This window comes from Planctomicrobium mucosum, assembly GCF_051466335.1.
Taxonomy (GTDB): domain Bacteria; phylum Planctomycetota; class Planctomycetia; order Planctomycetales; family Planctomycetaceae; genus Planctomicrobium.
In genome coordinates, this window is record NZ_CP195793.1 from 3354553 (window position 1) to 3373396 (window position 18844).

The following is an 18844-nucleotide window of genomic DNA, read 5'->3' on the forward strand; positions in this document are numbered from 1 at the left end:
CTTTTGCACTTTGAGAGAATCGATTGTGAGCATTGCCGACGAATTCCCCCGCACTCACATCAAGAACCATCAATGCAAGTATCGCTCGACGCGGGTGTTCATTAGAATCCTGCGTGGCATCTCACCGCCCGTCCGCTGATGCAGATCCCCTCCCCTTGAGCCGAAGTCCCTCGCAAATGTCTCAAAGACGTTCAGCCTGCCCGAGTGCCAATTTGACTCAATTCGCCGCGATCGTCTTCGCTATCTCTCTGGGGTTCTTCACCGTCGAGACCGCAAGAGCCGAGCGACCAAACATCGTTTACATTCTCGCTGACGACCTCGGAACCGGGGATGTCCAGAGCTTCTATCCTAAAGGTCGCATTGCCACCCCTCATCTCGATGCGCTTGCTGCCAGCGGAATGAAATTCACCGATGCTCATTCCGGGTCTGCTGTGTGTACGCCGACTCGGTACGGAATTTTGACAGGGCGTTACGCTTGGCGAACCCGCTTGAAAAGCGGCGTTCTCTACGGGTATTCGCCTCCGTTGATTGCAGCCGACCGATTAACAGTCCCGTCTTTTCTTTCAGAACATGGATATCACACAGCCTGTATCGGCAAATGGCACCTTGTGCTCGATTGGGCCAAGAAGGACGATCAGAAGGAGCCCAAGGAAGAGGGTGCAAATGTGGATTACACGCAACCCTTGCAGAACGGGCCGATTCATCGAGGGTTCCATTACTTCTATGGCATCAGCGCTTCCCTGGACATGCCCCCTTACATCTATCTTGAAAACGATCGAGTTGTCGCTGTCCCGACCACCGAGAAGAAGTGGTTACGAGCAGGCCCTGCATCCGAAGACTTTGAAGCAGTCGACATTCTTCCAAAGCTCGGAAAGAAGGCGACGCAATATATTGCAGAACGTGCGGAAGATGCCAAATCCGGCAATCCGTTCTTTCTGTATCTCCCACTCACGTCTCCACACACACCCATCGTGACCACTGCAGAATGGGATCAAAAAAGCGGTTTGAACTCCTATGCAGACTTCGTAATGCAGACCGACGCCCTCGTGGGTGACGTCGTAGCGGCGCTCCAGCAACACCAGTTGTCTGAGAACACTCTGATTATTTTCACCAGCGATAACGGGTGCTCCCCTGCAGCCAATATCAAGGAGCTGGAAGAACTCGGGCATCGTCCAAGTGCTGGGTTTCGCGGACATAAAGCAGATCTCTATGACGGGGGCCACCGTGTCCCGTTCATCGTGAGCTGGCCGAATCATGTCTCCCCCGGATCGACATCCGCACAGACCGTCTGTTTGACTGACCTGTTTGCGACAGTGGCTGACATCGTCGAAGGGTCGCTCCCGGCCAATGCTGCTGAAGACAGCGTTAGTATGTTGCCCGCTTTCCTACGGAAAGATACTCAACCGCTCCGCGAGGCGATTGTCCATCACTCCATTAACGGCTCATTCAGCATTCGACAGGGGGACTGGAAATTACTCCTCGCTCCCGGATCGGGGGGCTGGAGCGAACCTCGTCCAGAGAAAGTGCTGCCGGAGTCGGCGCCGCAAACTCAGCTTTACGACCTCGAAACCGATCCAGCGGAAAAGGTGAACCTCGCCGAAGCACATCCAGAAATCGTTGATCAGCTCACTCAGCTGCTGCAGCGATACGTGGACGATGGAAGAAGCACTCCCGGAGTTCCTCAATCCAATACAGGAAAGGTCGACATCTTCAAGGGGCAAAAAAGAGAGGCGAAATGAGTCAATTTGTGTCTCGAACTTCTTCATGACACACACTCAGTTCGAGCGTATGCCCTGGACGTCGTCGAGTTCAATCTTGATCTCAACACCCTCTTCGAACTCGCTTTGACCTAGAATTTTACTGGTCACCAACTGTAACAATCTGCGGTCGAATCTGACGACTCCTTCGCAATCTTCGACCTGAACGCGGATTTCCGCGGGGTGAGTCATCACAGACTTCTTCAAAAGCGTCCGGTTGTTGTACGCCATGACCGGGACATTCAAAGCGAACGTTCCATTCTCCTGAAGCGTCCCTTCAGCCGCCGACTCGATGCGCACGTCCTGAATACGGACTCTCATCGATTGCGGGAGGCACCCTGAGGGGACATTTTGAACAGTGCCGCGAATCGCGATCTCGCTGTTCTGCACAGATCGAAAGTCGGTCATCAGCCAGGTTGAGGTGACCACGAGAAGAACAATCACCCCGATCGAGCCAATCAGCACCAGATTCTCAAATCGGCCTTTCATCAACTTGTCATCCATTTTTTGACTGATTTCGAAACAAGTGCTTCTGCGAGAGCGTAAGTCACGCCAATCTAGGAAAGTGCGGCACCTCGTGAGCAATTATAACGGAGTCTGGTTGAAATGATCACGCATCAGAGAGACTGCCGCATCTGATCAATTGCCACCGCAGCCAATACAATCGTTAAGAAGCAATTTCGACGAATAGCTCACGCGAGATCTGCAGGAAAATCGCGAGGCAACAGATTCGCATCTTCCCGTACGTTAAAAACAAGTCACATATTGAGGGGGGAGTGCGATCAATCGATGGATCGTCCGGAGATTGTGGCCCGACATGCTTGCAAAGTATCCCCTCAAGAGGCTCGTTGAATGCAATTGAATCGCCGAAAAATGATGGCATTGGCAATTGGATCTCTGGCAACGTCGTTGACAGGCTGCAAAATCAACACGACGACCATCATCATTGAAAACCTGACAGGGACAACTCTTTCGCTGCGTGCCAGCGCGACGATTGATGGAAAAACCTACGTCTTTGAAAAATTGAATATTCCAAGCGGAAGAACCGCCAGCTCCAAGTTCATTGTGAACAGCAATCTGGGCGAAAACATTTACTTCAATATCACTGCTGTCACTCAGGGTGGTGTCGTTCTTCCAGGACCGTTTCAGGATCTGCCTGTGATCATCGGCCAGACCAACCAGTTTTCATTCTGGGAAGACACTCTCAAAGGCAAAGCAGGCTGAAACTTTTCTGATTCGTCTATGACGTTCGAGAGAAGTTCAAGGTCAGTACTCAACAGGGCCTCTGCTCCGACGATTTACTCATCGTCGTGACTGAGATCTGCTCCCATTCGCATCCTTGAGATCTCCACAATCTCATTCATATTCCAGACACCCACACGTCGGCCTGCTTCATCGCGTGCCAGCTTGTGGGTGTTTCGTTTTGGCATGAACAGTGCAACATCGTGAGTTCCCAAACAAGGCATCTCTGATCCCTTTGAATCTTCGCTCAAATTGCGTTTAATTGATTCGCTCACCTGTTTCACGACTCCCCCCGCCACGCAACCTGGAGCCCCGATGCTGCTACGCACGCGATTTCTCATTTCTTTTTCGCTCACCCTGCTCTCTACTTTGTTTCACCTTGCCGACACAAAAGCAGACGAGGCCAAACAGCTACTCGCTGGGGCCGCCATTGCCGTCATCAACCCGGATATGGGCGATCTGATTGTCGGCAACTTCGGTATGCCCCCGGCAACTTCCATTCACGATGACATCACCGCCCGTTGTCTATTCCTCGACAATGGTGAAGAACGTGTGGCCATCGTGATGGTCGATAGCGTCGGCGTGCCACACTACATCTTCGATGCCGCTCGTGAGAAAATCGCTGCAGACAAGAGCATTCCCAGCGTCAATATCCTGATGGCAGCAACGCACACCCATTCCGCGACTTCTTCCGCAGGAGCGTCACGCTTCACCGCCGATCCGGAATTCGATCACTATCAGAAACGGGTCGTCAACGGGATTTACGAAGCGGTCAAACAGGCCCACGCCAAGTTGCAGCCCGCAAAGATCGGCTTTGGCAGCTTCATTGAACCCAGCCACCTGAACAATCGTCGCTGGCACGTGACCAATCCTGAACTCCTCATCAATCCAATCGGAACGACAGACAAAGTTCGGATGAATCCTCCCTCCGGGTCTCCTGAATTGCTTCGCCCAGCAGGTCCAGTCGATCCCCAGTTCTCCTTCATCAGCGTGAGAACACTGGAAGGTGAACCGCTTTCACTCTTTGCGAATTACTCGTTGCATTACGTCGGTGGTGTTCCCAACGGTGTAATTTCGGCCGACTATTTTGCTGTTTACAACAACGAAATTGGGACGCTGCTCAACAATGGTAAGCCTGTCGAGGGGTTCGTTGGGCTTTACTCGAACGGGACCAGTGGGGACGTCAACAACATCAACTTTCAGCCGCGCGGACAGAAGTCGTACGGGGCGTTTGAAAGAATGAACGAAGTCGCCAAACAGCTTGCAACCCGCACTGCAGTTGAAGAAGCAAACATTCCCTATCAAACCTGGGTGCCACTGAGATTCGCTCAAACCGAACTCAAACTGCAAGTTCGTCAGCCAGATGCACAACTCAAAGAATTCGTCACCGGTGTCCTCAACGAAACGCCGGGAGTCGGTGGACGACATTCGCTGGAAGAGGTTTACGCCCGCCGCATTCATCAGCTAATGGAAGGCCCAGACGAGATCGACGCGAAGCTGCAATCGATTCGCATTGGCGATCAGGTGATCAACACGATTCCCTTCGAAGTTTTCGCCGAAATTGGAATGGAACTCAAAGAGAAATCAGCTTTCCCCGCAACATTTAACGTCTCACTTGCTAATGGATCGTTCGGCTACCTGCCGACCCCAGCGCAGCACGAGTTAGGCGGCTACGAGACTTGGTTGGGGACAAACAACGTGCAGATCGATGCCTCAGAGAAGATCGTCGACGCACTGCTGCAACTGCATGAACAGCTGAAATAACGTGTTCTGAAGGCTCGCTCGCATCGTGAAATGCGCCTACTGTGAGCGAGCCCCTATTTCTCGGCGAGGAAGAAGCGCGGCCAAACGTCCATCGCAGGGAAGCGTCGCTCGGATACACTTCGATCAACATTTTCTTGTGCATCTGCAGGGCTGTAGTTCGCAGGGAAGCGTCGCTCGGATACACTACAAAGTCACAGAGCGAATAACACAATCGGAGCTGTAGTTCGCAGGGAAGCGTCGCTCGGATACACTGCGCTCACGTAAAAGCAGTCGGCATCGAGAGCTGTAGTTCGCAGGGAAGCGTCGCTCGGATACACTTCAGGCGAGTTCGACAAGCCAGCACCAGGCGCTGTAGTTCGCAGGGAAGCGTCGCTCGGATACACTTGCACTTGCCGTTGAGTACACAGGACTTGTGCTGTAGTTCGCAGGGAAGCGTCGCTCGGATACACTCGCTCAAGGGGGCGAACACGCAAGTTGGCGGCTGTAGTTCGCAGGGAAGCGTCGCTCGGATACACTCAGCTGTTTGATGACGGAGCGGTCGGGGCGTGCTGTAGTTCGCAGGGAAGCGTCGCTCGGATACACTACCATGCACCAAGTCGCTCAAGTGCTGCTTGCTGTAGTTCGCAGGGAAGCGTCGCTCGGATACACTCGTGCGGGTTCAGCGGGGCGGCATCAAGGGCGCTGTAGTTCGCAGGGAAGCGTCGCTCGGATACACTTCCGGAGCGATCTTTGAGAGCTTGATTGCGGCTGTAGTTCGCAGGGAAGCGTCGCTCGGATACACTTCGAGGCCTCGCTCCTCGAGCTCGCTCCCAGCTGTAGTTCGCAGGGAAGCGTCGCTCGGATACACTTGTCTACCACACGCTCCAGTGGGGGCACGGGCTGTAGTTCGCAGGGAAGCGTCGCTCGGATACACTCCCCAGTGACCCGGTTAATCAGCGAATCGAGCTGTAGTTCGCAGGGAAGCGTCGCTCGGATACACTAACTTCGTTGAGTTGCTTCCACGCCTGTTCGCTGTAGTTCGCAGGGAAGCGTCGCTCGGATACACTAAGCTGAATCACTTGGGTTGATTCTCAGTTGCTGTAGTTCGCAGGGAAGCGTCGCTCGGATACACTCCGCGCTGGCCCCCAGCCCGATCCGTTGTGGCTGTAGTTCGCAGGGAAGCGTCGCTCGGATACACTTGAACAGCGACAATAGCCCAAGCGCTGACAGCTGTAGTTCGCAGGGAAGCGTCGCTCGGATACACTACCGCTGCCGTGAAGCCGCGATTCTCTTCGCTGTAGTTCGCAGGGAAGCGTCGCTCGGATACACTCCCCGGTTCCGGTGGTCCGGACTGGCTGGCAGCTGTAGTTCGCAGGGAAGCGTCGCTCGGATACACTCCTCTTCAATTGTTGGATTGATCAGAGGGGGCTGTAGTTCGCAGGGAAGCGTCGCTCGGATACACTTTCCTGCAGCACTTTGTTTTCCGCCTTGAGGCTGTAGTTCGCAGGGAAGCGTCGCTCGGATACACTGCCGCGATGCTGCGATACGGATTGAATCAAGCTGTAGTTCGCAGGGAAGCGTCGCTCGGATACACTCTTCGGGTTCTTCAGGTTCTTCAGGATCGAGCTGTAGTTCGCAGGGAAGCGTCGCTCGGATACACTACTCAAGATCAGGAGGATTTGCCATGTAGAGCTGTAGTTCGCAGGGAAGCGTCGCTCGGATACACTGCATTAGGCGTGAAGTAAAACCAGCCCTTGGCTGTAGTTCGCAGGGAAGCGTCGCTCGGATACACTCCCAAATGATCGCCACCCTGATGGTCAAGGGCTGTAGTTCGCAGGGAAGCGTCGCTCGGATACACTCAACCTCGGCTTTTCCGGCCTCGTTGAGGCGCTGTAGTTCGCAGGGAAGCGTCGCTCGGATACACTCTAGCAGTCTTTCGCAATCCACGTGCCCCAGCTGTAGTTCGCAGGGAAGCGTCGCTCGGATACACTAAGGCTTCTTCTCACCTCAGGCAGACAAAGGCTGTAGTTCGCAGGGAAGCGTCGCTCGGATACACTCGCTGATGGTGACATACAGAGTGGAATGCTGCTGTAGTTCGCAGGGAAGCGTCGCTCGGATACACTGCACTGCTTTTGGGGAAACCCAAAGGTGGTGCTGTAGTTCGCAGGGAAGCGTCGCTCGGATACACTCGAGACAAGCAGACCGGGCAAATGGTGGCGGCTGTAGTTCGCAGGGAAGCGTCGCTCGGATACACTGACCGCTGGCGGCACATCGCCAGTGCATTAGCTGTAGTTCGCAGGGAAGCGTCGCTCGGATACACTGTGGCGGAACGGTAGACGCAACTCGCTGGAGCTGTAGTTCGCAGGGAAGCGTCGCTCGGATACACTGATCCGACATGTACGGTGTCGCGTGGCAGTGCTGTAGTTCGCAGGGAAGCGTCGCTCGGATACACTTAGACTGTGGATTCTCGGGCATGCGCCCGGGCTGTAGTTCGCAGGGAAGCGTCGCTCGGATACACTCTCTTCGCCGCCACAAGTGACAATCTTTGGGCTGTAGTTCGCAGGGAAGCGTCGCTCGGATACACTCATGTTTAAGTGACATCGTTGTCACCTTTCGCTGTAGTTCGCAGGGAAGCGTCGCTCGGATACACTTCGACTCGTCGGCCTCCCACGGCTCGCTCAGCTGTAGTTCGCAGGGAAGCGTCGCTCGGATACACTAAACCCGCTCGATGTATGGGCTCGAAAAGTGCTGTAGTTCGCAGGGAAGCGTCGCTCGGATACACTCCCCGAGGAAAAGTGAGAATTTAAGCCTTGGCTGTAGTTCGCAGGGAAGCGTCGCTCGGATACACTAGTGATTCGCGAAGACTATCTACTTTCCCGGCTGTAGTTCGCAGGGAAGCGTCGCTCGGATACACTCAATGTCGTGTTCGGGAGGTGGAGTTGGGAGCTGTAGTTCGCAGGGAAGCGTCGCTCGGATACACTTGCTCGCCTGTTCCAGTCTGCGTTTCTCTGGCTGTAGTTCGCAGGGAAGCGTCGCTCGGATACACTCAAAGGCTGCCGGCAACGAAGGTGGAGTACGCTGTAGTTCGCAGGGAAGCGTCGCTCGGATACACTCGTTCCAACCTGCACTGATGTCACAAGACTGCTGTAGTTCGCAGGGAAGCGTCGCTCGGATACACTCAGGAGGTTTCAATTTGCACTCCACTCCAAGCTGTAGTTCGCAGGGAAGCGTCGCTCGGATACACTCTGCGGCTGCTCAGATTCAGGCTCTGCGGAGCTGTAGTTCGCAGGGAAGCGTCGCTCGGATACACTGTCCGCAGCCCAAATCACGCCGTAGCGAGTGCTGTAGTTCGCAGGGAAGCGTCGCTCGGATACACTTACTCGCCAATCACAAACGAAGCGTCAGCCGCTGTAGTTCGCAGGGAAGCGTCGCTCGGATACACTTCATTTGTCACACGGCAACATCTGGAGCAGGCTGTAGTTCGCAGGGAAGCGTCGCTCGGATACACTTAAAAAACGGACTGGCTGGCACGAGAAAACGCTGTAGTTCGCAGGGAAGCGTCGCTCGGATACACTCTGGCTGCTCACCACTCCCGACGACTTCGAGCTGTAGTTCGCAGGGAAGCGTCGCTCGGATACACTGAGAAGGAACCGGCAGCCGCGTTCAGGTACGCTGTAGTTCGCAGGGAAGCGTCGCTCGGATACACTGGTTTGTGTTGGCTAGTGTTCTTCCAGCGCGCTGTAGTTCGCAGGGAAGCGTCGCTCGGATACACTTCAGGCCTTGCAGTGTGTACTTGGCATCCGGCTGTAGTTCGCAGGGAAGCGTCGCTCGGATACACTCCTCCTCCCCCTACCCCCACCGCCGAAGGTGCTGTAGTTCGCAGGGAAGCGTCGCTCGGATACACTCATTTTTTGTATTCCTGATTTAGTTACCGTGCTGTAGTTCGCAGGGAAGCGTCGCTCGGATACACTGGATGTCCTTTGCTGCATTCTCCGTCGCAGGCTGTAGTTCGCAGGGAAGCGTCGCTCGGATACACTCGACTTGATCGATTCGGCCCTTCATCGTGTGCTGTAGTTCGCAGGGAAGCGTCGCTCGGATACACTATTCGGTGACGTACCTCAGGAATGGTGTATGCTGTAGTTCGCAGGGAAGCGTCGCTCGGATACACTATGTTGCCCGACAATGGACGAAACGATCATCGCTGTAGTTCGCAGGGAAGCGTCGCTCGGATACACTTCACACCATAGGAAGCATTGTCCTGTGTTGGCTGTAGTTCGCAGGGAAGCGTCGCTCGGATACACTACCTTCCTCGCAACCCGCAAACTACAAAGCACTTACAACAACACTGCTTATCAAAAAAGGAGCAACTGAGTCGGGGCAGCTTCATTCGGCGCTCTCTTTTTTCCATGAAAATTCTGCATCTTCCCAAACTGGCGGTCTGTTACCGCCAGCAGCCGGACATACCCATCCGGGGGCAACTTCAACTGAATTTTTCGGCGATAGGAATCTGAAATTTCTTCACTGCCGCAAAACCGCGCATACACTGAGTATTGCATTTGCGAGAATCCGCTATCAAGTAGCAAATTTCGAAATCTGCAATAGTCGCGGCGTGCCTCTTTCGTGTCGACAGGAAGATCAAACATTGCGAATAGCCACATGGTTTTATACTCCGACAGATCGGGCATTGGCTTGGACATTGTAGAACCCTTCCGGCAAGACCAGATTTTTTCCTTCTCCCATCACACATTGCACCAGCGATGCAGACGTCCTCGACAGTGCATCAAATAGCGTGCGTGATTCTCCCTGTATCCTGATTTGCTCAGTCAGTGCACCCAGCAGTTCCACGCGGATCAACTGAGTGAGCTCCGGGACTGATTCCCGCTGGTCCAGCATTCCAGCGACAGCACGGTCAACGATTGCCCTGTAAGGTTCCATCAGATCATCGGCCAGGCAAAAACTGTTGTACTTATTGTGGTGATGGAGCCCGATGGTCGGATGAAGTCCAGCAGCTACGATCGCTCTCGCGGCGGCCGCCCTGAGCACGGCATAACCGTAATTCAGTAACCGATTGTGATCTGCAGCATCCCGATCACGACGAAAGTCACTCCCGAAAAGAGCGGTCCAATAGCGGCGGGCCGCTTGTGCTTCCACATTCGAAGGATCACCCGATCGAATCACAGAGACCAATCGCCCGATTCCAACGTCGGTCCCGAAACGCTCCTTCAACAGGGTTGCCTGCATCTGGACTTTGCCGCGAACCAGTTGCCGCCACAATTGCTTTCGGCGCGGTGCAGTCAGTTCCACCTGTTTCCGGAACCGCTCCGTCTGAACAACATTTCCATCGAGCGGCAGTAGCAGTCCCGAAGGCATTCTGTTGACGTCGCAGGTCAAAAATGCCCCGCCGCTTGAAATCAGCTCGTTGAGAACTGCCTGTGTGTAGGAGACTTGCGGATGAGCGACCACAAGGACTGCCAGATCCTCGAAAGGAACCGTCACCAGGGAATCGCCAGATTCGATGACCAGCTGATGACGTTCAACGCGTAACCGAGCTGGTTGTTCTGCGATTTCAAGAATGCGATTTCGCATACACAAACTCCGGAGGTTGGGGACCTCCGATGCCGTTAATGCTCCTGATCGCTTCGTACAAAGCTTTCGTCACATTTTCACTCGGAACAAGTAAAATCACCCCTGACGCAAAAAAATGTCAGGGGTGATTGGATAATTGAGATCAGATTTTAAACTGATCAAACGTCCACAATAATTTTGGAGCGGCTCGTCCGCAGTAGTGAGGATGGCTCTTATTCGATGATCCCCCCGATTGGAGAAAGCGATACCAATCTTGCCCCCCTCTGCCTTAGTTTGTCCGTGCTACTAATGCGGTTCCACGGCGTGCGCTGATCGTTCGTAACGGTCGTCAAATTGTGCTCGCAAAGCTGAATCTCATTTTGGGAGAACTTCTGCACCCGATAGAGAAATGGCTCGCCATCTGGTCCCTGCATCTGCAGCATGTCATTCTTGTGCAGCGCAAATTTGAAGATTCGCGTTTCAGTCACATTGGGGATGATGACCTTCTCTCCAGACTTCCCGTGATTTTGTGAAAATCGCTGATGGGCGGTCAGGCGGTCAAGAATTTCATGCTCCCAGCGGATTTCATTTCCCGCCTGATCCAGAATGGCGTAGACAAGACTGGCGTAATTGGAGTCTTTTCCTGAGGCGTATTGTCTTGCTGCTGGCCCTTTCCCGACAACGCGCGGCTTTACATCAGTCGTGATCCGCACCTTCCGAATGATCGAGCCATTCGAGTTCGCGTTCTTGCCGGTTAACCTCGGAAAATTACTCTCGTTGCCTGTCTCCGCTCCCCACAATTTTGCAGGAAGCACTTTCCCGAGACTTTCCCATTTTGTCTGAACGGCCTCGCGAACTCGGGGATCGACAATCTGATCACCGCTGATCTCCTTGGAGGTCAATTTGCTGATATGCTTTCGCACACGATGCTGAGGCTTCTTTTCCGTTCCGAAATTCTTGCTGTAAATCGTCTCGGCATGAAGTGGGCCAGCGAGCGTTCGTGTCGGCCGATACGAAATGTTCATCGCTTCAACAGCAAAGGCGACATCGTTCTTGAAGCTGTTCCAAGGATACGGAATGGATTCAAAAAAGTGCCGGGTGTGCTTTTGTTCGCACCTGGCCGCCACGACCGAAAGCCCTTGGATGTGCTTCTGCGTCATCAGCGCGATGATGACGGCATCGATCGCGTGGTGGCGGTGATCTTGCCGCTCTTTTTCACCATCCTCGACTCCAAGCAGGTCGTTCAGCTGCCAAGTTGCACGCAACTTCCCTGTCAACACTCCCGTCGGGGTAATAATCCGTTGTTCACCCGCTTCATCTGAGCGTCCCCCATAGAGGAGTTGCAGGTATTCTGCAGCGAGCCGGGAGTTATAACGAGTATCTGCCAATTGACGATTGGTGAATTCGTTGATTTCCGGCGTTGTTTTGAACCGGAGCAACTTGGCTTCGGCGAGTTGTCCTTTAAAGCGAGACACCCGATCAAGGATCTCTTCGAATTTCTTTCCGGAGAATGCCTGCTGCGGCGTGAGATCCCCTTTCTCATCGTTGCACTTCCGGCAGGCGATGGTCTTGTTTAAAAAAGAGTCATCCAGATAACGGCGAGGATAAATGTGTTCAATATTGAACTCGGCCGAATCTCCCAGCAATTGCTTTCGATTGATGGCCTTCCCACAGTAAGGGCATTCCCAGCTGCATTCATCGGCAAGCTGCCATTTTTCAATATCGCTTCGACTGGGTTTGCTGATGCCCCCTTCCTGAATTGCGTTGGCCTTGGCCAATTCCCGACGCTTCTGATTTTGAAGATTGACGTCGTGCATCTCCTTACGTTTTTTTCGCGAATTCCGAAGATCCCTCGCGAGCTCGATGTGGATATGCTCAGGCTTTCCGAACTTGTTGATGATGCAATTGACGACCTTTCGCAACTCAGTCAACGCACGAATGACCGCTGGATTGCGAATGTCCGACTTCCAGCTGTTAACAGCGGGCAGCGTGGAGAGATTCTTCCCATTTGTGAACTTCTCTGGATAAAGAGCCTTACGAATCGTGCTGTACGAACCTCTAGCGAATAGCCCTGGAACGTCAGCGTTCCCCGCGATCAGGCGCTCCATCGCAAGTTTGCTATGACTTGCATAATCCTCTTCGAGATGCGTCTTAAAGGCCAACTGACGGGCGGCTTCTTCACTGAGCCCCCAAACTTTCATTGCTCGCTGCTGGAGCTTTTCCGGTTTGCGATAATGCAGAACTTCCAAAGCAATCGCCGTCCGTTCCTCTTCTGATCGCTGATTCCATTCCGGACCGAACACTGCAAGAAGTTTGGCATTTGTGCGGTTGCCGACCAGTTTATCGTCGCCATCCTCCAACGAGATCTTCGACTGTTTCGGTAGTTTCAACAGAGATTTCACCTTCTTCCAACTCAGTTCAGCGTTGACATTCAGTTCATTCAGTAGCAGGGTCCGTTCGTTGTCGTTTAATGGTTCATCTTTTCGGGTTGACGTGGTGACGCGAAGGTCATTCACCTTCTGAAGTACACGAAAAAGCTGCGAGACGGGATGAGCCAATGGGCAACACTTGAGCCCCTTCCCCTTTTTATCGAACTCCAGTTCACAGCGACCAATCAAGTGGCTTTGAGACTTGAGCGGCCGCTGATAGAAAATTGCCTGATCGATTTTCTTCCAAATCTCAGCATTCAATTGGGAATGAGCGTTCGCCTGTGCCTTCTGAATGGCATGGAACTCCTCCCTGTACTGCTGGCGGCTTAACCACCGCCGTCGAATGCGTTCATCGCGTGGATTGATTTTCCTGTTGAAATAGGCGCCCAAAGAGAGTCCGGTTTCCTTCAATCTTCGATCCATTTCCCCGATCGAACTTAGGACGACACCGGTGTCTTCGTCCTTGCTTTGCCCTTTTCGGTTACTTTGATATCCGCGACGCTGCGCCAGGTGATACAGCGCACGCCCAAGCTCACAGTCAGCTACAGGTTTTGAACAGGCCCAGTCTCTCAGCAGATACGGAAGTTTTTGTTGGGCTTCAAAATCGTCTTTGCGGACGTACTTCTCCGCCAATTGGCGATCAAGTTCATCGATCACCTGCTTACGAGCCACAGAATGATTCTCGTCTGATTTCGGAAGTAGACCAAGTTCCTGCAGCAGGACGAAGAGTTTTCTTTTTCTGTTCTGACGACGCCATTGTTGTCGTCGGGGCTGACGTGCTTCACGACGAACGACTGCCCTTGAGGAATCTTTCCCTTGTTGGATATCGCCATCGACACCGGCGTCGAAAATCCTCACACCCGCGGCCCGAATTTCCGATGGCATCCCCCGAGGTTGATCCAGAACGATGACCGCCCACCCCAAGGACGAGGCCCCTAAATCCAGTCCAAGTCGATACGGAATCGAGTTCACCATCAGCCAGCCCGCTCTCTTCTCTTACCCCATTTTGATTCAATACGAAGAAACTCAATTCTATCGACATTGACGTATCAAAAAAAGGGAATACACTACCCGCAGTGTATCCGAGCGATGCTTCCTTACCTATTACAGTAAGGTTTTAACGCGCACGGTATGATCCGTTGGGGCGACTCTTGAAGTCGCCCCTTTTTATTTGACTGCGCGAATTTTGGGGTCGGTTGTTTCACAGAACTTTAAGGGCCTACTTAACAGTAAAAATGGCCGTGTTTCGGTGAGTCGTCTACCTTCAGGCTGAAGCATCGTTTAAGCAATTGGCCGCTGAAATAGCCGATTGACGAACGCAGCGAGCCGGTTTTAGAATTCTGGGTTTTTGGTGCTCTTCCTTCTATGAGAGATGCCTGCTGTGCCGTTATCGCAATCGCCAACCTGGTCCGATCCTCGTCCTGAATTTGCGTTCATCGACTGGGTGGCGCAGCGTTGCATCGACCGCCCGGAGGTCGTTCTGGGGATTGGTGATGACGCAGCGATCCTCAAGGGGACATCCAACATCGAATGGGTAACGACTGTCGACGTACTGACGAGTGGGGTGCACTTTACTCCCGACACGTCGCCGCAACTGATTGGTCGCAAGGCGATGTGCGTGAATCTCAGCGATATTGGTGCGATGGGAGCAACACCTTGTGCCGCTTTTGTTGGAATTGTTCTGCCCAGATCATGGGAGCGAGACCAAGTCGAAGAGCTGTACGACGGGATTTTCGAACAGGCACAACTCTGGAATGTCGAAATTGCTGGCGGAGACACGAACAGCTGGGATGGCCCCCTTGTCATCAGTATCACGCTGACCGGCACAGTGGAAAGTGGCAGGGCAATTCGCCGCGATGGCGCGAAAGCAGGCGACTGGATTTTTGTGACGGGCAACCTGGGAGGATCCTTTCCATCCCAGAGACACCTGACATTTACTCCACGGATTCGAGAGGCTGCCGCATTGAAGAACGCAGTCAATCTCCACGCGATGCTGGATGTCAGCGACGGTATTACAAGCGATCTCTTTCACATTTTGAATCGGAGTGGAGTTGGGGCCATCCTGAACGGAAACGCGATCCCCATTCACGAAGACCTGCCAGCCTCACTGGAGGCATCCGAGCGACTCAGACATGCTCTCACAGATGGCGAAGACTTCGAACTGCTATTCACAGTGAGTGCCGAAGATGGTCAGCGACTGCTGGACCAATCGCCGATCGAAATTCCCCTCACGAAAATTGGTGAGATCACAGCGGAACAGACAGCGAGCATCATGAGAAACGACAAGATCTACCCTCTGAATAGAAGTGGCTGGTCGCACCAGTTCGGCACGTCCAGCCACTCATCGTAAATCTGCTGTGGAAGATCGGAGTCGCTACTTCTTTTGCTGAAGTAAGAATGCCATCAGGTCGCAGAGTTCTGCATCGGAGATCATTTCCGACCAGTTGTCCGGCATAATCGACACGCTTGAAACCGCCTGCTCATCAACCTCGCTGCTGCTGAAGGAGTGCTCTTCTCCCTTGTTGTCCGCAATCACAATAGTATCTCCCTCATTGCGACGAATGATTCCAGAGAGAATGCGACCATCTTCAAGTGCAAACGTGTGATTTCTGAAGGAAATGTCGACGTTGCGATTCGGATCGAGAATATCTTCGAAGAGGCGCTCGGCCCCACGATTTCCGACTCCATCCAGCTGCGGGCCGATGACCTTCCCAATTCCGCGAACCTGATGGCAGGCAGCACACCGTGCCTCAAAAACTTTCATCCCTTGCTCTGCACTGCGGTTTTGCTGCGCCATCTCCAGAGTCAAGCGTTGAATGGTGGCATCCCGTTCGGCCGTCGCCGATGGAAGTTGCTCAAGAATTCGCTGAATATGTTCGGAAAAACTCTGTTTATTCATCGCATCATAGCGGGGACGAATCACCGAACTCGCGAAGATCCGTGGTGAAACCGCTTGTTCATCGCATAGATCCAAAAGGAGCTGCCCCCCCCCTTGGTAGTCTAGAATCGTCCTGGCGATCTCAATCTGATATCGAGTCGATACCGGTTTTAGAAGCTGGGCCAAAAGTGACCGCTGCTCGTCGACGTTCGTTTCATCCGAAATGGCCGCAGTCAGCTTCTGTCTCTGTTCGAGTGTGAGTGAAGGAACACGCTGCAAGGACGCCAGACCGGCACTGGCCGGAGTCTTCTGGAAGCGAGCCACAGCACCAGCGGCGCAGTCTCGGGAATACGTATCGAGGTTCGAAAGTTCCAAAAGCGCGTTCAACTTCGGAACCAGATCGACAAGTGAAAGCTCTCCAACAATCCGACATGCATCGCCAAGAATATAGCGATTCGCTTCAGAAATTCCGGTTGGAAGTGACACGACTTCAGGTCTGAATCGTCCTGCTGCGACCCAGGCAAATCCGCTTAAACTCAATTCATCAACAACTTCGATGAACCCCTGTTTCCCTTGCCACTGAGTCAGGTCCCAGGTGACCGGTTTCCCGACATCGCTGCGAGGAGCGTAGTCCCGATAAAGTTCTTCACCGGTCTCGGCCAGGCATACTCGAACGTAACACTTCTCCTGAGACTCTTGCCCCGGCAAACCGAGGTGTCCGCACACGATAAAGCTGAATTGTTGAGGGAGCTCGAAGGTTGGCGATTTGAGACGGGACATCGCCTGCTCTCCACCGGGCAAGCTGCTGATCACTTCATACCATTGCTGATCATCCCCTGCCTGTCGTAGCTGATATCCCCACGGAGACTGACCGTCGCTGGCTTCGACCGTCCATGGTTTCGCTGAGATGCTCCGATCGAACATCGGAGTGACCAGATTCCTGGCCCAGTTTTTTATCGATTCGGGATAGGGAGCGTTCTGTCGACGAAGCCCTTCTCGCACAGTCTCGAGCAGGCTCAATTGCATTTCCGGTTGAGACTGAAAGCGAACGGGAACGATTTCCACCAGCTTCTCGATGTTTGACGGGTCGACCCATTTTGAAATGAGTTGGATGGCGTCAACGGGGCGAGACAGATTGGTTTCTGAACGTCCAAACGCACTGAGCAGAAAATTGGCCGATTCCTTCGTATCAACTCCCAGCAAGATTTCCGTGAGTGCTTCCTGATCCTTGGCGGATGGTTCTGACGCCAGATAGATCGCGATCCCACCATCAAGGCGAAGCTGATTTCGCAATGCGATTCGCAGTTGGTAAACCAGCATCGGGTCAGACTCCGGTGCTGCGTTGTAGTGAGTCATTAATGGTTTGATGAGCTCGATCGAAGGGTGCCGTGCCAACGCATCTGCTGCCGCCCGCTTCACAAAGGGATCGGAGTCATCGAGTCCCGCCAAAGCCAGCTCAACCGATGGCCCCCACAACTTTTCGGCATCGGCGAGAATCCGTTGTACGTGCAATCGAACGAGTGGAGACGCGGATTTTGTCGCGGTCGCCAGCTCAGCGCTCTCCAGTTTCCCGGCTTGTTTCAATCCCCACAGAAGACTGACAACGACATCTTCATCGACATTCTGGTCGGTAATCGCTTGCTTCAGCTCTACAGGGTCCATCGCGGCCCTTCTGGAAAGCTCGTGAATCATCCTCAAGCGTAACGGAATATTTGACGTTTCTGTCTGCTTGATCAGATCGGACGTTGGCAGCTTTTTGAGATCAATTTCGGAATTTGAAGCAGTAGTCTTCTTGCCATCTCCGATGTACTCGATTCTCCAAATGCGGCCTCTCGTACGATCACGTTCAGGATGTTTTAGATCGACTTCATAGTGCCCGATGATTTTGTTGTAAAAGTCTGCAACGTAAACAGCGCCATCAGGACCAAGCTGAAGATCGACAGGGCGGAACCAGGGGTCATCGCAGATCAGAAAATCCGGCTGCTCAACGGCTGACATTGACGAACCGCTGTAGGCCAACGCATCCCGATTCAGGCGGGAAGTCATCACGTTTCCGACGAAGTAGTTGTTCTGGTACTCCAGAGGCCAACGCGAATCGGTAATCTCGACGATTCCTGCAATCGCTGTCGATCCATGACTATGGTGCATGACATCCGGCACAAAGCCCAATCCATCATGCTTACGGCCAAATCCCTGATATTGCCCATCCCGCATCAACAGTGTCAGCGGTTTTGTATGGCAATCGGTATCGAACAGATCGCCACGACGGTCGAACGTCAGACCAAAGGGGTTGATCTGCCCGAAAGTAAACTGCTCGATTCGTGACCCGTCTGGTCGGAAGCGGTAAATATTCCCGCTGGACATGCTGACTTCATGGCCATCCTTCCCTTTGACCACGGAATTGTTATTGAAGCCATGACAAGCGTAGATCCACCCGTCGTACCCCTGACGAAATCCATTGTTTAAGCCATGCGTATCGCGAGAATAGTCAAAGGGGCCATAGAGAACTTCCTGAGAATCCGATTTGCCATCCCCGTCGAGATCACGAAAGAAACAGATGTTCGGAACGACGAACGCAATCACTCCATCTTGGTAGGGGAGAATTCCCATCGGGTGGGTGATCCCGTCGACGAAGGTTTCAATCTTGTCCGCAACCCCGTCCCCATCAGTATCCTCAAGAATCTGAATTCGATCCCCCGGTTGCTCCAGATTCACGAACGGATAGTCGACGGTCCCAGCGATCCAAAGTCGACCACGATCATCAAACGCCATGTTGATCGGCTTTTGAATCTGTGGTTCCGAAGCGAACAATGTGATCCGAAACCCCTCTGGGACGTGCATGGTCTTCAGTTGATCTTCAGGCGATAACGCGGGCGTGGGCCTGATAACGGAGGCAAACGGGTCCTCTGCTGCGTTTGCAAAATGCAACTGGAAATTGCCACTGAAGCACGCAATCAGGGCGAATTTCAGGGCAGCAAGTGTGAACAGCGTTGAGCGACAAAACACACGCCCCATATTTCCTGTTCCTTGTAAAGTGGTCACATTGAAAGTTTCTGGCTCGCCCGCGTATTGGCAGCTGCTATCAAACAACTTCTGACAGGCAACGCAACTGCATACTTTAATGAGTCCGCTTCCAATTTTCACGTCAAATCCCGTCTGGCAGATTCCATGCGACAGCTGATCTTGCCTTGGGAGGCAAAGCGGCAAATCCACAGCGATCGATGGACTCG

Annotated in this window: 10 protein-coding genes and 1 CRISPR repeat array; of the genes, 4 read left to right on the plus strand and 6 right to left on the minus strand. The window is 53.3% G+C overall.

Annotated elements, in window-relative coordinates; genetic code table 11:
• Positions 1–176 precede the first annotated feature (176 nt).
• Positions 177–1739, plus strand: coding sequence for a sulfatase family protein (locus SH668x_RS13375; protein WP_437185564.1), 1563 nt, complete (start codon positions 177–179; stop codon positions 1737–1739).
• Between the two features lie 36 nt (positions 1740–1775).
• Here the strand turns inward: SH668x_RS13375 and SH668x_RS13380 are convergent, their stop codons facing one another.
• Positions 1776–2246: a hypothetical protein gene (locus SH668x_RS13380; protein ID WP_437185565.1), complete on the minus strand. Its 471-nt coding sequence runs from the start codon at positions 2244–2246 to the stop codon at positions 1776–1778.
• A 363-nt stretch (positions 2247–2609) separates the two neighbouring features.
• On the opposite strand from SH668x_RS13380, the gene SH668x_RS13385 reads away from it, so the two are divergent.
• The gene (locus SH668x_RS13385; RefSeq protein WP_437185566.1) at positions 2610–2981 is read left to right on the plus strand and encodes a hypothetical protein; all 372 of its coding nucleotides are present in this window, start codon (positions 2610–2612) and stop codon (positions 2979–2981) included.
• A 74-nt stretch (positions 2982–3055) separates the two neighbouring features.
• Here SH668x_RS13385 and SH668x_RS13390 read toward each other — a convergent pair whose 3' ends face one another.
• The gene (locus SH668x_RS13390; protein ID WP_437185567.1) at positions 3056–3328 is read right to left on the minus strand and encodes a hypothetical protein; all 273 of its coding nucleotides are present in this window, start codon (positions 3326–3328) and stop codon (positions 3056–3058) included.
• Here SH668x_RS13390 and SH668x_RS13395 point away from each other — a divergent pair.
• Positions 3315–4763, plus strand: coding sequence for a hypothetical protein (locus SH668x_RS13395; RefSeq protein WP_437185568.1), 1449 nt, complete (start codon positions 3315–3317; stop codon positions 4761–4763). The genes SH668x_RS13390 and SH668x_RS13395 overlap by 14 nt on opposite strands.
• 83 nt (positions 4764–4846) lie before the next feature.
• Positions 4847–9044: a CRISPR direct-repeat array (repeat unit 36 nt; unit sequence GCTGTAGTTCGCAGGGAAGCGTCGCTCGGATACACT).
• A gap of 50 nt (positions 9045–9094) precedes the next feature.
• Here the strand turns inward: SH668x_RS13395 and cas2 are convergent.
• The 3 genes from cas2 to cas9 form a co-directional block, all read right to left on the minus strand.
• Positions 9095–9400 carry a CRISPR-associated endonuclease Cas2 gene (gene cas2 / locus SH668x_RS13400; protein ID WP_437185569.1) on the minus strand — a complete coding sequence of 102 codons (306 nt, stop codon included), beginning with the start codon at positions 9398–9400 and terminating at the stop codon, positions 9095–9097.
• A 4-nt stretch (positions 9401–9404) separates the two neighbouring features.
• A complete protein-coding gene (gene cas1 / locus SH668x_RS13405) occupies positions 9405–10328 on the minus strand; it encodes a type II CRISPR-associated endonuclease Cas1 (RefSeq protein WP_437185570.1) in 924 nt (307 codons plus the stop codon).
• Positions 10329–10540: 212 nt separating this feature from the next.
• The gene (cas9, locus tag SH668x_RS13410; RefSeq protein ID WP_437185571.1) at positions 10541–13711 is read right to left on the minus strand and encodes a type II CRISPR RNA-guided endonuclease Cas9; all 3171 of its coding nucleotides are present in this window, start codon (positions 13709–13711) and stop codon (positions 10541–10543) included.
• A 406-nt stretch (positions 13712–14117) separates the two neighbouring features.
• On the opposite strand from cas9, the gene SH668x_RS13415 reads away from it, so the two are divergent.
• Complete coding sequence (locus SH668x_RS13415) at positions 14118–15086, plus strand: thiamine-phosphate kinase (protein WP_437185572.1); 969 nt, start codon at positions 14118–14120, stop codon at positions 15084–15086.
• A 24-nt stretch (positions 15087–15110) separates the two neighbouring features.
• Here SH668x_RS13415 and SH668x_RS13420 read toward each other — a convergent pair whose 3' ends face one another.
• The gene (locus SH668x_RS13420; RefSeq protein ID WP_437185573.1) at positions 15111–18629 is read right to left on the minus strand and encodes a PVC-type heme-binding CxxCH protein; all 3519 of its coding nucleotides are present in this window, start codon (positions 18627–18629) and stop codon (positions 15111–15113) included.
• Positions 18630–18844: the final 215 nt, after the last annotated feature.

Excerpts from the sequence above, each read along its gene's own strand:
- SH668x_RS13375 (WP_437185564.1), top strand. The coding sequence starts at position 177 with ATGTCTCAAAGACGTTCAGCCTGCCCGAGTGCCAATTTGACTCAATTC.
- SH668x_RS13380 (WP_437185565.1), bottom strand. The coding sequence starts at position 2,246 with ATGAAAGGCCGATTTGAGAATCTGGTGCTGATTGGCTCGATCGGGGTG.
- SH668x_RS13385 (WP_437185566.1), top strand. The coding sequence starts at position 2,610 with ATGCAATTGAATCGCCGAAAAATGATGGCATTGGCAATTGGATCTCTG.
- SH668x_RS13395 (WP_437185568.1), top strand. The coding sequence starts at position 3,315 with ATGCTGCTACGCACGCGATTTCTCATTTCTTTTTCGCTCACCCTGCTC.
- cas2 (WP_437185569.1), bottom strand. The coding sequence starts at position 9,400 with ATGTGGCTATTCGCAATGTTTGATCTTCCTGTCGACACGAAAGAGGCA.
- cas1 (WP_437185570.1), bottom strand. The coding sequence starts at position 10,328 with ATGCGAAATCGCATTCTTGAAATCGCAGAACAACCAGCTCGGTTACGC.
- cas9 (WP_437185571.1), bottom strand. The coding sequence starts at position 13,711 with ATGGTGAACTCGATTCCGTATCGACTTGGACTGGATTTAGGGGCCTCG.
- SH668x_RS13420 (WP_437185573.1), bottom strand. The coding sequence starts at position 18,629 with ATGGGGCGTGTGTTTTGTCGCTCAACGCTGTTCACACTTGCTGCCCTG.